General features: G+C 49.4%; 21 protein-coding genes. 14 read left to right on the forward strand and 7 right to left on the reverse strand.

The window, feature by feature from the left end; all coding sequences use genetic code 11:
- Positions 1 to 334: 334 nt before the first annotated feature.
- Both Mcas_RS12310 and Mcas_RS18280 read left to right on the forward strand, forming a co-directional pair.
- Positions 335 to 718: a hypothetical protein gene (locus Mcas_RS12310; protein WP_040335852.1), complete on the forward strand. Its 384-nt coding sequence runs from the start codon at positions 335 to 337 to the stop codon at positions 716 to 718.
- The gene (locus Mcas_RS18280) at positions 672 to 1,262 is read left to right on the forward strand and encodes a hypothetical protein (protein ID WP_156033352.1); all 591 of its coding nucleotides are present in this window, start codon (positions 672 to 674) and stop codon (positions 1,260 to 1,262) included. Before Mcas_RS12310 ends, Mcas_RS18280 begins: the two co-directional genes overlap by 47 nt.
- A gap of 400 nt (positions 1,263 to 1,662) precedes the next feature.
- Here the strand turns inward: Mcas_RS18280 and rsmA are convergent, their stop codons facing one another.
- Genes rsmA through Mcas_RS12335 form a run of 4 tightly spaced genes read right to left on the reverse strand, consistent with a single transcriptional unit; the run spans position 1,663 to position 4,374 of the window.
- Entirely contained in the window at positions 1,663 to 2,442 is a 780-nt protein-coding gene (rsmA, locus tag Mcas_RS12320; RefSeq protein ID WP_081853837.1) for a 16S rRNA (adenine(1518)-N(6)/adenine(1519)-N(6))-dimethyltransferase RsmA, read from the reverse strand.
- A 50-nt stretch (positions 2,443 to 2,492) separates the two neighbouring features.
- The gene (locus tag Mcas_RS12325) at positions 2,493 to 2,828 is read right to left on the reverse strand and encodes a hypothetical protein (RefSeq protein WP_040335854.1); all 336 of its coding nucleotides are present in this window, start codon (positions 2,826 to 2,828) and stop codon (positions 2,493 to 2,495) included.
- Positions 2,825 to 3,358, reverse strand: a complete 534-nt coding sequence (gene amrA / locus Mcas_RS12330; RefSeq protein WP_052567374.1) for an AmmeMemoRadiSam system protein A — start codon at positions 3,356 to 3,358, stop codon at positions 2,825 to 2,827. Before amrA ends, Mcas_RS12325 begins: the two co-directional genes overlap by 4 nt.
- Positions 3,359 to 3,384: 26 nt before the next feature.
- On the reverse strand, positions 3,385 to 4,374 hold the full coding sequence (locus Mcas_RS12335) for a polyprenyl synthetase family protein (protein ID WP_052567376.1): 990 nt from the start codon (positions 4,372 to 4,374) through the stop codon (positions 3,385 to 3,387).
- 850 nt (positions 4,375 to 5,224) lie between these two features.
- Between Mcas_RS12335 and gatB the strand changes: the two genes are divergently transcribed.
- The 4 genes from gatB to Mcas_RS16950 all read left to right on the forward strand — a co-directional run bounded on the left by gatB (position 5,225) and on the right by Mcas_RS16950 (position 10,864).
- A complete protein-coding gene (gene gatB / locus Mcas_RS12340) occupies positions 5,225 to 6,697 on the forward strand; it encodes an Asp-tRNA(Asn)/Glu-tRNA(Gln) amidotransferase subunit GatB (protein ID WP_040335855.1) in 1,473 nt (490 codons plus the stop codon).
- A gap of 1 nt (position 6,698) precedes the next feature.
- Positions 6,699 to 7,217, forward strand: coding sequence for an NUDIX hydrolase (locus Mcas_RS12345; RefSeq protein WP_040335856.1), 519 nt, complete (start codon positions 6,699 to 6,701; stop codon positions 7,215 to 7,217).
- Positions 7,218 to 7,442: 225 nt separating this feature from the next.
- Entirely contained in the window at positions 7,443 to 10,175 is a 2,733-nt protein-coding gene (uvrA, locus tag Mcas_RS12350) for an excinuclease ABC subunit UvrA (RefSeq protein ID WP_040335857.1), read from the forward strand.
- Between the two features lie 224 nt (positions 10,176 to 10,399).
- Positions 10,400 to 10,864, forward strand: coding sequence for a 3D domain-containing protein (locus Mcas_RS16950; RefSeq protein WP_052567378.1), 465 nt, complete (start codon positions 10,400 to 10,402; stop codon positions 10,862 to 10,864).
- A gap of 95 nt (positions 10,865 to 10,959) precedes the next feature.
- Here the strand turns inward: Mcas_RS16950 and Mcas_RS12360 are convergent, their stop codons facing one another.
- Together Mcas_RS12360 and Mcas_RS12365 are read right to left on the reverse strand one after the other, a co-directional pair.
- On the reverse strand, positions 10,960 to 12,210 hold the full coding sequence (locus tag Mcas_RS12360; protein ID WP_040335858.1) for a putative glycoside hydrolase: 1,251 nt from the start codon (positions 12,208 to 12,210) through the stop codon (positions 10,960 to 10,962).
- A gap of 84 nt (positions 12,211 to 12,294) precedes the next feature.
- Entirely contained in the window at positions 12,295 to 13,077 is a 783-nt protein-coding gene (locus Mcas_RS12365; protein WP_040335859.1) for a polysaccharide deacetylase family protein, read from the reverse strand.
- A 161-nt stretch (positions 13,078 to 13,238) separates the two neighbouring features.
- Between Mcas_RS12365 and Mcas_RS12370 the strand changes: the two genes are divergently transcribed.
- From Mcas_RS12370 to rpsU, 8 genes are all read left to right on the forward strand, one after another.
- Complete coding sequence (locus tag Mcas_RS12370) at positions 13,239 to 13,418, forward strand: type II toxin-antitoxin system HicA family toxin (RefSeq protein WP_040335860.1); 180 nt, start codon at positions 13,239 to 13,241, stop codon at positions 13,416 to 13,418.
- Entirely contained in the window at positions 13,415 to 13,849 is a 435-nt protein-coding gene (locus tag Mcas_RS18285) for a type II toxin-antitoxin system HicB family antitoxin (protein ID WP_040335861.1), read from the forward strand. The genes Mcas_RS12370 and Mcas_RS18285 overlap by 4 nt, the downstream gene beginning before the upstream one ends.
- Positions 13,850 to 14,285: 436 nt before the next feature.
- Positions 14,286 to 15,965 (forward strand): phosphoenolpyruvate carboxykinase (ATP), encoded by a 1,680-nt coding sequence (locus tag Mcas_RS12380; protein WP_040335862.1) that lies wholly within the window; start codon positions 14,286 to 14,288, stop codon positions 15,963 to 15,965.
- A gap of 1 nt (position 15,966) precedes the next feature.
- Positions 15,967 to 16,662, forward strand: coding sequence for a site-2 protease family protein (locus tag Mcas_RS12385; RefSeq protein WP_040335863.1), 696 nt, complete (start codon positions 15,967 to 15,969; stop codon positions 16,660 to 16,662).
- Positions 16,663 to 16,675: 13 nt separating this feature from the next.
- The gene (trpS, locus tag Mcas_RS12390; protein ID WP_081853839.1) at positions 16,676 to 17,725 is read left to right on the forward strand and encodes a tryptophan--tRNA ligase; all 1,050 of its coding nucleotides are present in this window, start codon (positions 16,676 to 16,678) and stop codon (positions 17,723 to 17,725) included.
- Between the two features lie 54 nt (positions 17,726 to 17,779).
- Entirely contained in the window at positions 17,780 to 17,980 is a 201-nt protein-coding gene (locus Mcas_RS12395) for an FmdB family zinc ribbon protein (RefSeq protein ID WP_040335864.1), read from the forward strand.
- Between the two features lie 219 nt (positions 17,981 to 18,199).
- A complete protein-coding gene (rbp, locus tag Mcas_RS12400; RefSeq protein WP_040335865.1) occupies positions 18,200 to 18,535 on the forward strand; it encodes an RNA-binding regulator in 336 nt (111 codons plus the stop codon).
- A gap of 6 nt (positions 18,536 to 18,541) precedes the next feature.
- Positions 18,542 to 18,736 carry a 30S ribosomal protein S21 gene (rpsU, locus tag Mcas_RS12405; RefSeq protein WP_040335866.1) on the forward strand — a complete coding sequence of 65 codons (195 nt, stop codon included), beginning with the start codon at positions 18,542 to 18,544 and terminating at the stop codon, positions 18,734 to 18,736.
- 223 nt (positions 18,737 to 18,959) lie between these two features.
- Here the strand turns inward: rpsU and Mcas_RS12410 are convergent, their stop codons facing one another.
- A complete protein-coding gene (locus Mcas_RS12410; protein WP_040335867.1) occupies positions 18,960 to 19,247 on the reverse strand; it encodes a hypothetical protein in 288 nt (95 codons plus the stop codon).
- Between the last annotated feature and the right edge of the window lies 1 nt (position 19,248).

Genomic DNA, 19,248 nt, shown 5'->3' on the forward strand with positions numbered 1-19,248 from the left:
CATGAGAAGATGGGAGATATATAATTTTTGTCGTCAGGCGATCTGGCATCCCTCTTGCGTGCACGCACGCACGCATATAACATATCTTTAATAGCTTCCCTAAAAGAAAGCAAACAATTTAACGGCTTGTCTATACCCTATACCGCCGAGGGGGGAGGTGTTGCGTATGGATAAGTAGCGGGATAGCCATTTTTCTACATTGCGTCTCAGTCGTTAATTTAATCCGCTTATGTTAAGCGAATAAGCAAGTTTGTGACTGTGGCAGTTAGGAGTGTGTTTCTGTGTTTGGAAATCAAAGATGCTTTAAGCATCTAAAACAAGAAGGAGAATCTAAATGAAAGCGAATTATAGGTCAAGAAACAACAAAACAGGGAAAAAAACGCTGATACTTCTTATTGCAGTATTTCAGCTCTTACTCTTGTTAACATCGGCTTATGCTATCCCCACTTGGGTAGATAGTACTTCGGGTACTATTGATGATCAAAAGGGAATTGCAAACATAAACGACTTAGTAGAACCACGTATTAATGCTTATCAATGCACTCAAGGTGTTTGGGGTAACCAATGCGTAAGCTATGTACGAGGTTATTTTGCTGGAAGCGGGGTTTCTATGCCAGGGTTAGGTGAAAACGGTGGTGCATATCTTGCATGGTCTAATTGGAATTCAAATTATGGCAAAGATGATACACCAACAAACAATTCTATTGATGGTTCTTGACCACTGGGCCACAAACCAATATGGACACGTTGCTGCTGTCAAATCTGTTAAAGTTAACAGTAGTGGCTGTATTAATGGATATGCTCTCACAGTTGATGAATCAAATTTTTGTAATAATTGTGAGAAAATGTCTTGCAATGTACCTTATTGTTATAACCGTGCTACAAAAAAGGTTTCGAGGCGTGGTTTAGGTGCATATTCTGTATTAGGATTTATACATGCCTCACCAACGATATCAACCACGCCTGAAGTTTCTGATTTTTGGCAAAGAAACAACAATGGCATATACATTGCCAGTTGTTCATCAAATGTTTACAATTTTGATGCACAATTTAAACTTAAAAACACTACATCCTATACTATAACTGATGTTGCTCTTGCAGTATATGGATCAGATGGAAATTTCATATTGGATGTAAGGAAGAATTCAAATCTCAATATTTCACGAGGTCAAGCCTATCATTTTGATGTTGCTTACGATTACTTTCTCGAGGCAGGTGAATATCAGATTATAGCAAAAGCCTTCTATATTGGAATGTTGTGAAGGTTGCCGTGCAAAGCCCAATCAGTACACCCATTGGATTATATGCAACATGCGTAGCACCAAGCGTATCAGCAACTAGCCTTACACCTACATCCACTCCCTCTGCTGGCGATATGTATGATGGCAGTTACAAGTGGTATGGAAACGGTTCTATCATGAGCAAGCACTTTGAAGGCTTCTACAATAGGCGAAACGATAATGTAGGAAATGCTTGGCCATATGGTGCTTTTATTGATTACTTTGCTTCCTACGGTCGCAGGGCAGATTAAAGGATTTACAGGAAAAAGGGATAAGACCTTCCTGGCTTGACCAGGAATCCAGGATGCGTAACAGTATAGTTACCGTGAAATATAAAGAGGATACAAATTTTGAGACACACACCAATCACGATGAATTTATTCTATCGGTCTTTGTGTCTTCTCTGCTCCAGGGCGTGGGATACCCGTGCGAACTCCTCCAGGGAGAGTCTTTCTGCCCTTGTCATGTGGTCTATGCCGATGTCGCTCAGGATATCTTTGATGTTGATGTCGTATGACTTGAGGTTGTTGGCGATGGTCTTCCTGCGCCTCAGAAATGCAGTCCGGATCACCTTGAAAAACGACTCCTCATTGTTGACCGCTACGGCAGGTGTGGGCAGTGTCACAAAACTCACCACGGCAGAATCAACCTTTGGAGGCGGACTGAAGACATGCCGTGGTACAATGAAATCCAATCTGGCAGAACTCCTGTATTGCACCATCAGGGTCAGCACGCTATAATCCTTGGTGCCTTTGTTGGCGGTTATTCGCAGGGCCACCTCTTTTTGCAGCATCAGCGTCATCGACTGCATACCTTTGGCCTCTTGCAGCAACTTAAAGATCAGCGGTGTTGTTATGCTATAGGGGATGTTTGAGACGACCTTAAACCTCTCTATCCCGCTGTAATCAAAGTCAAGGGCATCACCCGCAATCAGGGTGATATTGTCACAACCGGCAAAGCGTACCCTCAACCTCTGATACAGGTCTGCGTCTATCTCTATGGCAATAACACGTCCCGCCCTGGCGGCAAGCATCTCCGTGAGCACCCCCGGCCCAGGACCAACCTCCACAACCGTATCGTCCGCAGTCAGTTGTGCGCAGTCCAGCATCCGTTGCAGGATGCCCACGTCATTTAGGAAATGCTGGCCATATCTCCTGCCCAGAAAATCCCTCCCCTAATCCCTGTCACAGAGGGAAAGGTACCCGGCATACGCTACCACTTCCTGGCCTGTTTCGATACCTCACACTTTGCCTTGACCGTCAATAGTTGTTCCCTTACCACCTTGAGTTCATTGTGCTCCATAAAGTACATGTACCAGCCCGTTGATGCAACGATCAGCAAGGCTAAAGTGAAATAAAATAAGCTTCTTTTGTTTTTGGTATAGTCCTGCTCAGAACCCTCAAGTTCTTGTTCGAGCTTCGTCTTGTCACTCTGATTAAGTGTGTTGATTTTACTTTTGTCACTCTGCTGAAATATGCTTCTCCTGTTCTTACTGTAACGCAGCTCGGAAAACTCGAGTTCCTGTTCTAACCTTGTCTTTTCGATCAATAGTACCTCCTGACTTCAAACCTGAATATCTCTACAGGTTCGTTTCCATAGATGTTTGCCTTTAACCTGGCGATCCTCAACTGTTCCTCAACCGAGTCCACACCATCTATATCGGGTAGTAGTAGTCCTTTTCTATAGTCCCTTGCCACGATCACACCAAATTTTTTTGGGTCCAACTCCGAAATGTCATTGATCTTCTGTGGTTGCGACAGTACGTCAACGGAGACAGTAAGTTCGGGCAGTTCGTCTGGCCTGACGGGCGAAAAGCGCGGGTCTTCGGTGGCCGCGGCCATGGCATTTCTGATTACCTCCAGTGCAACATTTTCCGTCATTGGCGCAAATGTCCCTATGCAGCCTCTTAGTTGGCCGTGCTTTTTCAGCGACACAAATACCCCTGCCTTGTCCTGCATCTCAGAGACAGGCTCCGTTGGTACAGGCAAGGGCTGTCCTGACTTGATGTAGTGCTCTATGGCTGCCCTGGCCAGCAACACCAATGGATGATTGGTTGCATTATCTGCTTCAGTGGTCATCGACTGTTTCCTTTCACGTTTTTTTCTTATTTTTTTCTCTGCAGGGCATAGTCTGCCATGACCGTAAGGGCTTCCTTTTGCGGACAATCGTCAAAGACAGACAGTTCCCCTTTGGCTTCATTGACGATGTCGATGGCCCTTTGCATGGTTTTCTCTATAACCCCGTACTTTTTAAACAGCTCTTGTATCTCTGCCAGGTTTTGGGTCATTTCCTGAGGGGAGGCATCGTCTGCCGATTTAATGATCCGTGTCACCTGTTGTTTTTCCTGTGGCTGGGCACAGTTCAGGAGATAAATTAGCGGCAACGTGATCTTTCCCTCGTTTAGGTCCTTGCCCAGTATTTTGCCCAGGCGCTCCTCATCGGCCTTGTAATCGAGTATGTCGTCAAACATCTGAAACACAATGCCGGTCTTTAGCCCAAAGCGTGCAAGGGCCTCCACCCTCTCCGCCGAAACACCGGCAAGCAGTGCCCCGATCCTGCATGCAGCCGAAATGAGTACCCCCGTTTTGGAGGAAATTATCGTCAAATACTCCTCTTCGGTTACAGAGGGGTCTGCTATCTTTTGTAGTTGCAGGATTTCCCCTTCGGTCATCTTTGTGACGGCATAGGAAATAGCGTGCATGATGGCAAGGTTCTGTTGCTCCACGGCCAGACGCAGGGAGTTGGCATAGAGGAAGTCGCCCACAAGCACCACGACCTCATTGCCCCAGAGGGAGTGCGATGTCGGTTGTCCGCGTCGCACCTCTGCACCATCCACGATGTCGTCGTGCAGGAGGGAGGCGTTGTGTATGGCCTCGATGATGCTCCCGAAGACCGCCCTTGCCTTGCCCGTGTATCCGGCAAGTTCGGCGCTCAGGATCAGGTACAACGGCCTCATGCGTTTTCCGCCGCTGTTGAGTATGTGCCTGCCAATGGCCGGTATGAGCGCCACATCGCTGCTAAAAACGTCGTGAAGCTCCTTTTCGACAAGCCTCAGTTCCGGTTCGTATCGTTGAAATATATCGACAACATCCATATCTGCTATGTATCTACCATACCTTAAAATCTCAAACTCCTGATTAACTTTAACATACTATCATAAACCATACTCTGGTATTATACACGATTGCAGATTTTATTTGCGTTGTAAAAGATAAAGGTATCCTCTTTATATTTCATGGTAACTATACTGTTACGCATCCTGGATTCCTGGTCAAGCCAGGAATGACACAATTGGAAAACGGCTATAACTGTCATTCCTGCGAAAGCAGGAATCCATGTCTTTAAGCCATGATGTTAATTTTACCATGCTTTTTAAAGAGGATACAGATAAAGAATATCATTTTGCTAATTTGACAAGCAGATTCTTATGTCTTGCAATATATGCATCAATGAGTTTGAGGTCTTACATTTTTTTATTTACCTGAGAAATTGGCGGTTCGCTTGCGTCAATTTTCTCCAAGACACGCAACATTGGTACCTGAGTAGTATTCAGGTTCTGGTTGGTATCAATAGCGCATGCTTGTTGTTCAGCTTTCAAGTTACTCATATGTTTACCCCCTTGTCTTCTGTTATCTTATTAAATCACATGATCTATGCTAACTGGATATTTACTCTTTTGTCAATAGAAGTTCAGGGCAGGCAATTTGATTTGTTTTTTTAAACAATAAATTTATGGTATACTGAAATGACACAGTTTTTTTCAGGCATGATAATTGATTATGAAATAATGGGGTCAAGGGGACTTCTTTCTGGCCGGGGCGCCTCGCCCCTCCCCTTGCGGGGGGTTATGAAGGGGGCCAGGTGCGACCTGGAGCGCCAAGAAGTGGAGCTGCCCCTTTCTTTCTTTTCCCTTCTTCTAAATTAAGGAGGCGATTGATAGCGTTATGACTAAGAGAGACACGGCAACCGCTTACGAGGTTGTCATTGGACTGGAGATACACGCGCAGATGTCTACTGCGACGAAGATGTTCTGTGGCTGTACCACGCGCTTTGGGGGACAGCCCAACACCCACACCTGCCCCGTGTGCATCGGGATGCCCGGGGTGCTGCCCGTGATGAACAAACGGGCACTGGAATTTACCATCCGGGCGGGACTGGCAACCAACTGCCGGATATCGCCCTACAGCCGCTTTGCACGCAAGAACTACTTCTACCCCGACCTGCCCAAGGGCTACCAGATAAGCCAGTACGAACTGCCCATCTGCATCGGCGGTTCCGTTGCCATAGCCACCGAGGACGGGGAAAAGACCATCGGCATTACGCGCATCCACATGGAAGAAGATGCCGGCAAGAACATACACGAGGGCAACGTTAACCATAGCCTGGTTGACCTAAATCGTGCGGGCGTGCCGCTGATGGAGATCGTGACCGAACCCGACATTGGCAGCCCCAAGGAAGCAGCCGCATTTATGCGCAAGCTCCGGGGGATACTACGCTACCTCGAGGTCTGTGACGGCAACATGGAGGAAGGCTCCCTGCGGTGTGACGCAAACGTCTCACTGAGACCGCATGGCACCGAAACCCTCGGCACAAAGACCGAAATCAAGAACATCAACTCGTTCCGTTTTGTGGAAAAGGCACTCGAATATGAAATAAAGCGCCAGGAAAAAGTGCTCAGGGCCGGCGGTACCATCACCCAGGAGACGAGGCTGTGGGACGTGGCAGCATCCGTCACGCAATCGATGCGCTCCAAGGAAGAGGCACACGACTACCGCTACTTCCCCGAGCCGGACCTCGTCCCGATTGCCGTATCTGAGGCGTTTATCGACACAATCAGGGCTGCGATGCCGGAGCTGCCCGATACCCTCAAGGGACGCTTTATCGAGGTCTATAACCTGCCCCAGTACGACGCCGACATCCTGACGTCGGACAAACAGGTGGCACTCTTCTTTGAGGAGGCCGTCCGTGGCGGTGCCAATCCCAAGGCCGCAAGCAACTGGATCATGGGTGAACTGATGCGCCTGCTCAACGAAAGTGCGGCTGCACCAGCAATAAAAGGGCCAGTGGCCTTTGAATCGCTTCCATTGCGTCCTGCCGACCTGGTGGCACTGATAAAGCTCATAGACGATGGCACCATAAGCGTCAAGATCGCCAAGGTCGTCTTTGAGGACATGTTCACAACCGGCAAGTCCGCACAGGAGGTCGTCAAGGACAGGGGCCTGGTGCAGATAAGCGACCAAGGACAACTGGAGCAAACCATCGCCGACATTATTGCCGTCAATCCCGCCGAAACGGAGCGTTACCGTGCAGGAGAGGTCAAGCTCATGGGGTTTTTCGTGGGCGAGGTCATGAAGGCAACAAAGGGCAAGGCAAATCCCAAGCTGGTCAACGAAATATTAAGGAGGAAACTGTCATAATATGCAAGAGGCGGAACTGCTGGACATAGTCAACGAGGATGGCAAAATCATAGGCGTGGCCAGTCGTGGAGAAGTCCATGGCAATAACAGCCTCCTGCACCGGGTTGTACACGTCCTGGTATTTGACGCAGCCGGAGACCTGATACTCCAGAAACGCTCGATGAACAAGGACGTGGCCCCAGGCAAGTGGGACACCTCCGTGGGCGGACACGTAGACCACGGTGAGACGGTAGATGTCGCACTGTTGCGTGAGATGCGTGAGGAACTCGGTATAATATCAGCGTCGCTCCTTCCGGAACTCATGTACAGCTACATCCACAGCAACAGCTACGAGTCCGAGATGGTACACACGTATCGTTATACGCACACAGGCGCCATTGACTTCAACCGCGATGAGATCGACGAGGTCAGGGGCTGGCCACTGAAGGAAGTGTGCGCAAACCTCAACAAAGGAATATTCAGCGACAACTTTGAGGATGAGTTCAGGAAGTATCTGGACTTTAAAGACAGCATTGCGTGACCTGACACTGTTTTTTTTGTATCCTCTAAGAAAAGCATGGTAAGCTTTATTTTATAGTTCAAAGTCCTGGATTCCTGCTTTCGCAGGAATGACAGTTACAGCCGTTTTCCAAGTGTGTCATTCCTGGCTTGACCAGGAATCCAGGATGTGTGAAAGCATTGTTACCATGAAATATAAAGAGGATACATTTTTTCTCTTTTGACCCCAAATGGTGGGTAGGTTTTTATGGATATTGATTGGCTTGAGATAAAGGGTGTACGGCAGAACAACCTCGGGAACATAACACTGAGGGTTCCGCACAACAAGGTGATTGCCATAACGGGGGTCTCCGGGTCGGGTAAGTCTTCGTTGGCCTTTGACACTATCTTTGCCGAGGGGCAGTGGCGATTCATCGAGTCACTGTCGAGCTACGCCAAGCTGTTCCTGGAAAAGCTCAACCGCCCCGACGTCGATGAGATACGCAACATCCGTCCCGCCATCGCCCTGGAACAACGTAACCCCGTCAAAGGCTCGCGCTCAACCGTGGGCACCGTCACGGAGATATATGACCTGATGCGGGTGATGTTTGCGCGTATCTCCACGCCATTTTGCCCGAAATGCGGCCAGGAAATCAGAAAATGGACGCCCTCTGTGGTAGTGCGTCAACTCGTTGAAAAACACGCCACCGCCAGGGCCATTATCACATACTCCACGCAACTGCCCCTTGCCACGATCAGGGAACAGGGTTTTGTACGACTCTACGTCGCCGGACAGATATGCGATATCTTTGACGTTACTGAGGATAATGGTACCTACGAGGTGGTTGTTGACAGGGTCGTCATCAGGGATGAGCCGCGCCTGGCAGACTCCGTGGAGCTGGCCTGGAGGTACGGCAATGGCCGGATGAAGGTGATTATCTACGATGGCGGTGAGACAATATTTTCGCAGGGCAACGCCTGTGAGCGATGCAACATAACGATGCCGGAGGCCACACCCATACTGTTTTCCTTCAATCACCCCGTGGGGGCATGTCCAGAGTGCAAGGGGTTTGGCAACATCCTCCGGTACGACGAGGCGCTAATCGTGCCCAATGCCGGACTATCGCTATCACAGGGGGCCATAGAGCCTTGGGAAAAACCCGCCTTTAAGTGGTGGAAGACACAACTGCTTACCGGCATTGAAGGGTGTGGCATTGACCCAGATGCACCCTTTCACAGCCTCACACCGGAGCAGAAGAAGACACTCTATGACGGTGTAAACGGCCGATTCTACGGCATAAACGAATTCTTTGAAGTCCTCGAGTCAAAGCGCTATCAACTGCACATCAGGGTCTTTCTGAGCTACTACCGGATGCCCCTGCAATGTCCATCCTGCCTTGGAAAGAAGTTGAAACAGGAGTGCCTTGCCTACAGGATCGGCGGGTTTGACATCGCAGACCTCAACGACATCACGATAGACCGGCTGTATGAGTTCTTCAATGCCCCTGTTATATCCGACCATCAGCGGGAGGTGGTCGAGGAGATACTGCGACACATCAGGGCAAAACTGGAGCTTCTGATGCGAGTTGGCCTCGATTACCTTACGCTCAACCGTCAGACCATGACGCTCTCCGGCGGGGAATTTCAGCGCATAAACCTTGTCAATCAACTATCAAGCCGTCTGGCGGGTACGCTCTACGTCCTGGATGAACCAACGGTGGGACTTCACAGTTCCGACAACGAGCGCATCGCAAGGATCATCAACGAACTGGCAAACCAGGGTAACACCATCATAGTCGTCGAGCACGACCCCGAAATCATTGGCGCCTCCGACTGGGTCGTAGAGCTTGGCCCCGGTGGAGGGAAAAACGGCGGACAACTCGTCTTTAACGGCACCATTGATGACTTTCTCAAGGCCGACACGATTACGGCCAGGTACATGCACGGAGTCAGTGCCGTTGTGCCCCATGTCAGGTCTGTCTCTGTGGGGCAGAGCATACGTCTCAGGGGGGCATCCGGTCACAACCTCAAGGGGGTTGACCTGACGATTCCGCTGGGGGCGTTGACGGTGGTCAGCGGGGTGTCGGGGTCGGGCAAGAGTACGCTTGTGGTGGAGACACTCTACAGGGCGTTGGCGAGGCACTTATCGGTGAGCGGAGTTCCCCATCGCACCGTGGATAATCCGTTACCGTATGAGGGCATCGATGGCGCCGGGTATCTGCGGGACGCCTGTCTGATTGACCAGAGTCCCATTGGTCGCAATCCACGATCCAATCCTGCGACGTACATAAAGCTATTTGAGCACATCCGCCGCCTGTTTGCGCAACAGCCCGAAGCCAGGGCGCACGGGTACGAGGCCGGTTATTTTTCGTTCAACATCCCCGGGGGCAGGTGTGAGACGTGCAAGGGCGAAGGGTATCAGAAGCTCGCTATGTACTTCTTTGAGGACCTGTACGTCAAGTGTCAGGACTGCAATGGCAGCCGGTACGCCCCTGACGCACTCAATGTCCGATACAACGGTCGCACGATCAGCCAATGTCTGCAACTCACCGTGGAGGAGGCCATTGAGTTCTTTGACCGGCACGCAGCAATCACAAAGAAGCTGGTGCTCTTGCGAGACATTGGTCTGGGATACATTCAGTTAGGTCAGGCGGCGACAACGCTCTCCGGGGGGGAGGCGCAGAGGCTCAAGATATGCGCCGAGCTGGGGGTGCAGGTAAAGACCGGCGTTATGTACATCCTTGACGAGCCAACCATCGGGCTTCACATGCACGACGTGGGTGCCCTGGTGGGCATCCTCCGCAGGCTGGTAGAGGTGGGCAACACGGTGGTCATCATCGAGCACAACCTCGACGTCATCGCCCTGGCCGACCATTGCGTGGAACTTGGCCCCGATGCCGGCGACAAGGGCGGGCGGATCGTCTTTGAAGGCACACCGCTGGAGTTGTCCTGGCAGGAAGGCTGTCATACGGGGCGGGGATTGGCCCGGAGGCTAGGGTAGAGCGAGGAGGAGTAAGCGTCCTGATATTGCAACACAGTGTGGTAATTGTGCAGCGCAATTGAGGGTTAATTTGCACCTCAAATATCTTTCGATGATGCTGGGTTGTGATGTGCCGGTTGTGGCATGAAATATGCAAGCACGAGGGCACTTCAACTGTAAAACTATTTACTACATTGAACTCCTTTCCGGTATGAAAGAAAGAAAATATGCAGGAGGTTTTAAGCATGAAGCCCAAGAAGAGGTGTTTCGTATTGTTTTCAATCCTGGTGATAGTCTCCACCGTTGCAACGGGGATGTACTATAACAAGGCAGTAAGGATGCTACAGAGAAATAACGCAGTTCTTATGAGTAAGTTGACCGATATGGAGGAGATGTTTCTCTCCGAGCTGCAAAGAGGCGAATTTGAGATAACGGCTTATGAGAGTTCGGAGAAGAGTTGCGGTAAGTGGGCGAAGTACAATAAGACAAAAAGTGGTACAACGCCGCACAAGTTCAGGACCGTGGCCGTTGACCCGATGGTAATACCCATTGGTTCTCTGGTATACATAGAGGGCATTGGATGGCGTGTAGCGGAGGACTCCGGAAAACTCGTCAAGGGTAAGGTAATCGACCTGTTTGTTGATTCATACGCTGAAGCAAGGCAGTTTGGCAGGCAAAAACTAAAGGTCTACTACAACAAGAGTACATAAAAGAAAGGGGCGGACCAGTCCCCCTTTTATGCCGGGGGTCGCTGACCCCTTGACCCCTTCTACCTTATAGACAGCGGATTGATTATGCACAACCTTTACTCACTTTTGAGGCCGGCGTTGGTGTAGCTGTTTCTGGGATTCCAGAGCATCCAGCCGTGTGAGCCAAATTGTTCGGCGGCACTGACCTGATCCTTGATCTCCTTGGCCGTGAAGTGGCGTTTATCGAAGGCGTAGTCCTTAAAGGCTTGTAACCACGGTCTGAAGCGATTTGGTGGTACGTTGGCACGCTCCTGCGCCCTCTTAAGCGACAGGTAGACTATCTTGTTTGAATTTGCAACGGGATTTCTGTACTCCGGTATGCCAAACTGAAACCCCGAGGGATAAAGCATTGGCGATACATAGTCAAGGTGGGTTAAGGCGCCATCTATTGTTTGCCCTATTTGTGTGTCATCGAGATTCCAGCATACGTAACCAAAGATGTCGCCGGAGATGAAGACGTTATAGGGTTCAAGTCTTTTTCTGGCCTCACTGAGGAATCCGGTGATGGCCTTTACGCGATTTTCCTGTGTGTTTGGCATGGAAAAGGTAAGCCCTTTGACATCGGGAAACCTCATATAGTCAAACTGTATTTCGTCAAAGCCTAGCTGTGCAGCCTCCTCGGCTATTTTGATGTTGTAGTCCCAGACCTCCTTGCTAAAAGGCTCCACCCAGGCCAGTTTTTCCCTGTCGCGCCAGAGTTCGCCGGACTTTCTCTTTATCGCCAGCCCTGGTCTTGCCTCTGCAAGCAGATTGTCTTTAAAAACAACGATCCGTGCTATCAGGTAAATCCCCTTATCCTTTAAGGTCTTTACCATATCCCTTGCATCCCTGACGGTAATGATTTTCTGGGCGCCGATCTCCGAGGCCAGCGTTACGGAACTCTTGTAGTTTATCATTCCCCTGTCGCCCTTGACGTCTATAACGAGGGCGTTTAACTCTGTCTGGTTTATGAGGTCGATGGCGGAGTTGCGTATTTTTCTGTCCCCGATGCCGTAGAAGGACAGATAAAGTGCCCGTGGTGCAAACGGTGTCAATTTCACTTCTATTGAGTCGCCGCCATTAACGGGTTCTTCGCTCCTAGCATAACCATATGCCCTGACCGCTACTTTCGTTGCGGGGGATTTCAGACTATACGTGCCGTTTTCATCGGTGCGAAAGACACTGTTGCCCACGGTTACCATTGCATCTTTTATGGGCTTTTTAGTCTTGGAATCCACGACCTTCACAACCAGTGCTGCCGACGTACTATAGGGCAGCATCATCACCATGATCAAAGAAACTGCTAATGCACTAAATCTCACTCTCACTGTTTACCTCGCCTGTATTTATATTGTTTGGATTGATTTCAATTGTCTGTGGCATTTTTCCGGCATAGGGATAAACCGGGTTTTTTATGGGGTTCCCCCCCTCAGTATGCTTTCAAATGCCTTGCCCTGATTTGCATTGCTCAACAGATATCGCGGTAACGCCATGATATTGTCTCCATTGCCTGCATGATGGCGTTCTATTGAAAAGGCGGCAACGTATCCGCCCTCTCTGGCCTTGGCCATGAGGTGGTCATCGTATATGCCAAAGGGCCATGCCAACAAGTCTACGTTAGTGCCAAATTCCTTCTGGAGCTTTTCTTTTGATTTCTTAAGCTGCATGTCGATAAGTTTGTCGTATTCGTTTGGGGGTAATCGCTTCTTCTCCGTTTTGAAGTTAGGATGCCAGTACGTGTGTGATTGGAGGTCGAAGAGGCCGGTACCTTTCAATTGTCTGAGCTGATCCCAGGTCATGGCATATGAGGCGTTAGAGATGGCCGATGGATATATAAACAGCGTCACCGGCACGTTGTACTTCTTAACCAGGGGCAGCATATCGGAATAGACTGACTTATGGCCATCGTCAACAACAATTACTACCGACTGTGGCGGCAGCGAAGGCCTCTTTTTCAGTTGATAATCCACAAGCTCCCTCAGCGGGATCACCGTATAACCGTTTTGCTTGAGATACTTCAGGTGCGACTCAAACACGGACGTCACTACGGTCATGCTGTCGGCCACCACAGGCCCCAGGCGATGATAGAGCAGGATCGGTACCCGTGTCCCCGAATCCGCCGCCAACAATGGTGCCGGCACGGTAAGCATCGCCAATGCCATCACCGCCACCGCTGTCCTGGCTAACCTGAGCATAAAGCCTGCTGCTAAAGCAATCATAGCTAATAGTATCATGACTCTTTGGCCTGTGTCAACGTCAGCGAGCTAAGTTGTCCTGTTAAAAAAACTCCTTTAGTTGTTTCAGCTTGCACATCCTTTACTTGAATGTACACTATATATAGTGTATAATATAAATCGTGAAGGGTAAGGATTTGATAAAGCAGTTGGTAAAGGCAGGATGGGAGATTGACAGAATAACCGGCAGCCACCATATTCTTAGAAAAGGAGACGAGTTGATTTCAGTGCCGGTACATGGCAGTAAAGATATAAAACCTGGAACGTTAAATAAACTTTTAAAGCAAGGAGGGTTAAAATGAGCAGGTTAAGATATCCGGCAATTATAGAATATATTGCAGAGGATGAGAATTTTACAGTAGAGTTTCCGGATTTGAAGGGCTGTATAACGCATGGTGATACTATAAAGGCAGCAAAGGCTTATGCAAAAGATGCGATGTCCGCTTTCCTGGCATCAATGTTTGACAGAGGATTTAAAATTCCCGAGCCATCAGATATTAAAGGAGATAACGTATACCTCATTGAACCAGAGCCTTACGCATCCGTTCCAATACTTCTGAGGAAATTACGACAGGAATTCGGTTATAGTCAGGTTGATGTAGCCAAAAAACTGGGAATTCCTTATCAGGTCTATCAAAAATTAGAGAATCCAAACAAATGCAATCCCACAGTCAAAACTCTTGAGAAAATTGCCAACATCTACAACAAGCATTTACATTTGGAAATTGCATGATGTAAGAGATATATATACCAGTGTTAATTATCATAAGAATTGACACTAAAAGATGTCTGAACCACGATTTAACGGATTAAGGGATTATCAGGATTTTGTTAAAAAGATATTATCCCTTTTTCCTGTAAATCCTTTAATCTGCCCTGCGACCGTAGGAAGCAAAGTGATCAATCCTAGTTCAGACAATCCCTATGTTTACTTAAATGTGACATTGTCAAAATAATGTATCTTATTAATGAAAGCTAATATACTATACTTGAGCAATGTGACCACGTTTGAATGCAGTGGCGCAGGCGTCCCCTTTTCTTTTCCCAAAGCACCCAGGCAATTTGTGGCGTTGACATATAATATTTGAATATGCTACCATCTCTATGCAAGAATTCAGAAAGCGCAACTGTATAGTATTTTACATATTATGAAGAAGGAGTTACGATAAATGTCAAGCAAGACGCAACTACCAGGTTCTCCGTGGAGGGCCATAATAGAAAGCGCAATGTACGCCAACTCGGTGCATAAGACCACTATGAGGGAGCTGTACGAGTATGCAGTAAGACAGCCCGAGGTGATAGTCACGTCGGAGCCAATGTACAAGCCCCAGACTTACGGTCTTCCCGCCGACGCCAAGGTGCTGGTATCCAACGACGGAACAATAGTTGGACGTACAGCGCGTGCCAGACGCCTGGTGCGACAGATGGGCAGCGACAGGGATATGTACCTGACCATCCTGCGCGAGGCCGTGTATCAGTTTAACAAGAAGCCTGCCTTCTGGATGGAGGGCATTGTGGGACTGCACAGCGACTTCATGGTCAAGGCCCACCTGGTAAGTCCCACCACCGACGCCAAAAACATGTTGGACTGGACGCTGAACTTTACCCCATGGATGAAACCCTGGACGGACACCTATGCCACATCGCGGCCACTGGATGAGCCTGATATCATAGTGCTCGCCGACTCCGACTGGTCGCATCCGGGATTCCCCGATGGCCTGATCATCGTCGATGAGAAACAGAACTGCATAGCGATACTGGGTCTGAGGTACTTCGGTGAGCGCAAAAAGGGCACTCTGACGCTGGCCTGGAGTGTCGGTGTAAGACAAAACATGGTGGCCTGTCACGGTGGCATAAAGAAGATCGGAAAGAACCCGCCCATTGCCGTCTTTGGCCTCTCCGGGTCGGGGAAATCCTCCATCACCAACAGCGACAAACACGAAAGCGCCCTCGCCGAGGGTGAGCAGGTCACGGTCGTCCACGATGACGCATTCTTAATCGACCTCGATAACGACCTGTCAATAGCAATTGAACCAAATCTCTTTGACAAGACCGATGCCGTGGTGCCCGATGACCCGATCATCAAGTACTTCTACAGCGCCCAGAACGTCGGCATAACCTTGTCTGACGATGGCAAACGCAAGCTGGTCTGTGCCGATGTCCGCAACAGAAACGGCAGGTGCATAAAGACCCGTGACATGTTCAAACACCGTGACTACTGCGAACGTCCAGGCAAGGTCATCTGGCTGCAAAAGGACACCTCGTTGCCGCCAATCAGCAAGATCGACAACCTGTGGCTTGCTGTTGCCATGGGGGCGTCTTTGAGCACGCTGAGGGCCAAGGGGGTTGAAAACGTAGACCCCAAGGAGTTTGAAAAACTCGTCATCGAGCCTTTTGCCAATCCCTTCAGGGTGCATCCCCTGTTGTGGGATTGTCAGCAGTTCTATAAGCTGTTTGAGGGCGGCACCGAGTGTTACATTATGAACACAAACGCCTTCGGATTGCCGGAGAGCCTGATCGATATTCCCAAGGAATTATCGCTGTCCATCGTGACCGAACTGGTGCGCAATACCATTGTGTGGAAGGAGTGGAATGCGTTTCAGGGATTGTTGATCCCGCAAAATGGCAATGAACTCTTTGGCGCCGACTTCGACCAAAAGTACGAACCCTCACAGGATGAATCACGGCTAAGATTCCTGCGTGACAGGATGCAGGACCGTATAAACTTCCTGTCAAACAAGAGAGATGTTGAAAACGACATGGACAGCGCCATCATTGACCCAATCGTTGCAGCCAGAACCGTACTGGACAAGCTATTAACGCCGTTGTCCAAAAAAGTCGCAAAATAGTTTGGATATAGTCCAGATACTGCGTAGCCTGTCTGTTGCGGCCTTGCCAATTCTCATAGCGATAACCTTTCATGAGGTTGCGCATGGGTGGATTGCGGACAAGCGCGGCGACCCCACGGCAAAGGAAATGGGACGGCTGACGCTTAATCCCATAGCGCATATCGATCTGATGGGAACGATTATCATGCCGATAATGCTGTTTATACTCTCCAGCGGTTCGTTTATATTTGGTTCGGCCAAGCCCGTGCCGGTTAATTTCGGCAGACTGAAAAACCCCCGGGTAGATGCAGCACTGGTCTCTGCTGCCGGCCCCGGGGCTAACATCGTGATAGCCACGGTGAGCATTGTACTCATAGCCATCATTGCCAGGCTGTATCCCTCACCGCACAATCCAGAGTTCATGTCTTCAAAGGTACTGATACCGGTGGAACAAATGTTGCGATATAGCGTATATTTTAACGTCTTTTTGGCGGCCTTTAATCTGATCCCGATCCCACCCCTTGATGGCGGCAGGATCGTTGTAAGTCTGTTACCTTACAGACAGGCGTATCAGTACAGTCGAATTGAACCCTATGGGATATTAATTGTACTTGCTTTATGGGTTACCGGCATGGCACAATATATCATAACACCTATACAGAGGGTCGTACAGTTCCTCATAGGCATGATCCTTATGCCTCTGGGACGAATTCTTTAAACAGGGAGACAGAATGCAAGACGGTGACAACAAGTTATCGGGCAGCACGGGTGGCACGGGTGGCACGACGGACAAAGCGGCGGTGAAAGAGCGCGTCCTGAGCGGAATGCAGCCAAGCGGCTTGCTGCATGTTGGCAACCTGGTGGGTGCGCTCCAGAACTGGGTCAAGCTGCAACACCACTACGACTGCTACTACTTCGTGGCCGACTGGCATGCCCTGACCAGCAACTACGCAGACCCGGCAGTGATACGAGAGTACACACAGGAGCTTGTCCTGAACTTCCTGGCCGCCGGACTGGACCCCGATAAGTGCACCGTATTTGTGCAGTCTGCGATACCGCAACATGCGGAGTTATACGTGCTGTTGAGCATGATCACGCCCCTGGGGTGGTTGCAGCGGGTGCCCACATACAAGGAAAAACAGTTTGAAATAAAGGACAAGGACCTGGACACATATGGATTCCTTGGATATCCGGTGTTGCAATCGGCGGACATCCTTGCCTATCGGGCAAAGTACGTCCCGGTGGGAATAGACCAGCAACCGCACCTGGAGTTTACCAGGGAGCTGGCACGACGATTCAACTTCCTCTACCCCGGAGACGTGATGGTAGAACCCGAGGCACTTCTGACCGACTATCCCAAGGTGGTTGGCCTCGATGGCAGAAAGATGTCCAAGAGCTACAACAACTGCATCTATCTCTCCGATACCACCGAAGAAGTTCAAACCAAAATTCGGACTATGATGACCGACCCGGCCAGAGTCAGACGCACCGACAAGGGAGACCCCGAACTCTCCCCAGTCTACCAACTGCACAAGGTGTTCTCTACCAAAGAGCAGCAACAGTACGTGGCCGATGGCTGTCGCAATGCGAGCATCGGTTGTATCGATTGCAAAAAAATTGTTACCACACACATATTGACCATACTGGAGCCTATATGGGCCAGACGCAAGGAACTGAAAAATTCCTCCACGCTGACCGATATTTTAAACGCCGGCAATGCAAGGGCCGCCAGGGTTGCCCAAGAGTCCATGCAACTGATCAGGGAGGCCATGAGGCTTTAATGACCATGCCGAGGGCCGCCAGAGGGACGCCAGAGGACAGATTAGAGGGTAACTATGCCGATATATGAGTATCTGTGCAATAACTGTAAACAGAACGTAGAGCTACTGGTCTACGGCAACCGTCAGGTGAGTTGTCCGCATTGTGGCTCGTCGGAGATGAAAAAAAAGATGTCCATGTTTGGTGTCAGTGGCGTGGACAAGCAGGTCAAGAGTGATTGCGGCGGTTGCCGTAAGACCTCCTGCAGCACGTGTTAGACCGTTTTATATGGGATTATCGGCCACGATGATACCGTGGTATGATAAAGGCAAAGGTGTCATGGTTGACATGAAAAATTGCTGAAATAATTTTATATACATTTTATGCAGTTTTATTGTAGACTATATACAGGGACGCAGGCTTGTGGGACCACGTAGACTTTTAAGGCGATGGGGTCTTTTTAGTGAAAATTATTTAATTAAGGAGTTGAGTTAACGATGGGGAAAAACATTTATGTAGGCAACATTTCCTTCCGGGCAACAGAAGACGACCTCAGAGACCTCTTCGCACGAATAGGGGAGGTAGATGTGGTAAAGTTGATCTCTGATGCACAGACGGGACAACCCAAGGGATTTGGCTTTGTCGAAATGGTAAACGAAGAGGACGCCCAAAAGGCTATTGCTACACTCAATGGCAGCAGCTTTATGGAAAGAACCTTATCCGTTGCCGAGGCAAAGCCACAGCAGAAGGACAGGCGTGGCGGCTTTGAAGGTAAAAGAGGTGGAGGCCCCGGCGGCAGCGGAAGTCACAGGGAGACTAAAAAATGGAGATAAGCGGTTTTGTATATAAAAGTATATGAAAATGATGTTGAGAAGGCCCTTAAAACCTTAAAACGCCAGCTTCAAAAAGAAGGCCTGTTTAGAGATATCAAAAACAGGAGCTTCTATGAAAAGCCCTCTGTCAAGAAAAAAAGAAAACAGAGAGATGCCAGAAAAAAGAGGCTCAAGGCAATGAGATTTAAGAAGGCCGTCTGAAGCGTGCATTTGAATTTAAGCTGCTAACGTCCCGTAAACACCTCAAACCGTAAGGCTATGACAAAAGTTCCGATTTATGCAACCGCGTCCTTGAATAAATCGGACTTGAGTCAACCCACTCTATAATAACGGTATCATCAGCCCCCCTGCCGTTTTCTCTCTTGCCGTTTCCGTGCATTGCATACGCCCTGCCCCTGCCGAAGCTAGCAGCCCGACACCGAACTTACATCCTGAGCATGTCTGAATCGTCATCCGGCAATAGTTCCTTTACCTCCCTGCACTTTGCCATGGTCTCCTGTATGCCCAGCTCTATCACCTGGATCATCTCGCAGGCAAGCAGTTGAGTCCAGTCCACGAGGTTGCAGTATTGCTCTGTGGTCTCCGTCTGCAACGATATCGACACCTTGGCCTGTGCCTGACGCACTGCATGTTTGGCGCTGGAAACCAGATTCTCAACATGCTGAAGGGTATCCCCCAGCTCCTTTAATGACTCTGCAAGTTTTGTATCCATA

This window comes from Candidatus Magnetobacterium casense (genome assembly GCF_000714715.1).
In the GTDB taxonomy this organism is placed as follows: domain Bacteria; phylum Nitrospirota; class Thermodesulfovibrionia; order Thermodesulfovibrionales; family Magnetobacteriaceae; genus Magnetobacterium; species Magnetobacterium casense.

What these genes read in the sequence shown, in the direction of transcription:
- Mcas_RS18280 (WP_156033352.1), top strand. Translation starts at nt 672, where the DNA reads ATGGCAAAGATGATACACCAACAAACAATTCTATTGATGGTTCTTGAC.
- Mcas_RS18285 (WP_040335861.1), top strand. Translation starts at nt 13,415, where the DNA reads ATGAGCAGGTTAAGATATCCGGCAATTATAGAATATATTGCAGAGGAT.
- Mcas_RS12335 (WP_052567376.1), bottom strand. Translation starts at nt 4,374, where the DNA reads ATGGATGTTGTCGATATATTTCAACGATACGAACCGGAACTGAGGCTT.
- Mcas_RS12395 (WP_040335864.1), top strand. Translation starts at nt 17,780, where the DNA reads ATGCCGATATATGAGTATCTGTGCAATAACTGTAAACAGAACGTAGAG.
- Mcas_RS12310 (WP_040335852.1), top strand. Translation starts at nt 335, where the DNA reads ATGAAAGCGAATTATAGGTCAAGAAACAACAAAACAGGGAAAAAAACG.
- Mcas_RS12380 (WP_040335862.1), top strand. Translation starts at nt 14,286, where the DNA reads ATGTCAAGCAAGACGCAACTACCAGGTTCTCCGTGGAGGGCCATAATA.
- amrA (WP_052567374.1), bottom strand. Translation starts at nt 3,358, where the DNA reads ATGACCACTGAAGCAGATAATGCAACCAATCATCCATTGGTGTTGCTG.
- rbp (WP_040335865.1), top strand. Translation starts at nt 18,200, where the DNA reads ATGGGGAAAAACATTTATGTAGGCAACATTTCCTTCCGGGCAACAGAA.
- Mcas_RS12410 (WP_040335867.1), bottom strand. Translation starts at nt 19,247, where the DNA reads ATGGATACAAAACTTGCAGAGTCATTAAAGGAGCTGGGGGATACCCTT.
- Mcas_RS16950 (WP_052567378.1), top strand. Translation starts at nt 10,400, where the DNA reads ATGAAGCCCAAGAAGAGGTGTTTCGTATTGTTTTCAATCCTGGTGATA.
- Mcas_RS12345 (WP_040335856.1), top strand. Translation starts at nt 6,699, where the DNA reads ATGCAAGAGGCGGAACTGCTGGACATAGTCAACGAGGATGGCAAAATC.
- uvrA (WP_040335857.1), top strand. Translation starts at nt 7,443, where the DNA reads ATGGATATTGATTGGCTTGAGATAAAGGGTGTACGGCAGAACAACCTC.
- Mcas_RS12365 (WP_040335859.1), bottom strand. Translation starts at nt 13,077, where the DNA reads ATGCTCAGGTTAGCCAGGACAGCGGTGGCGGTGATGGCATTGGCGATG.
- trpS (WP_081853839.1), top strand. Translation starts at nt 16,676, where the DNA reads ATGCAAGACGGTGACAACAAGTTATCGGGCAGCACGGGTGGCACGGGT.
- gatB (WP_040335855.1), top strand. Translation starts at nt 5,225, where the DNA reads ATGACTAAGAGAGACACGGCAACCGCTTACGAGGTTGTCATTGGACTG.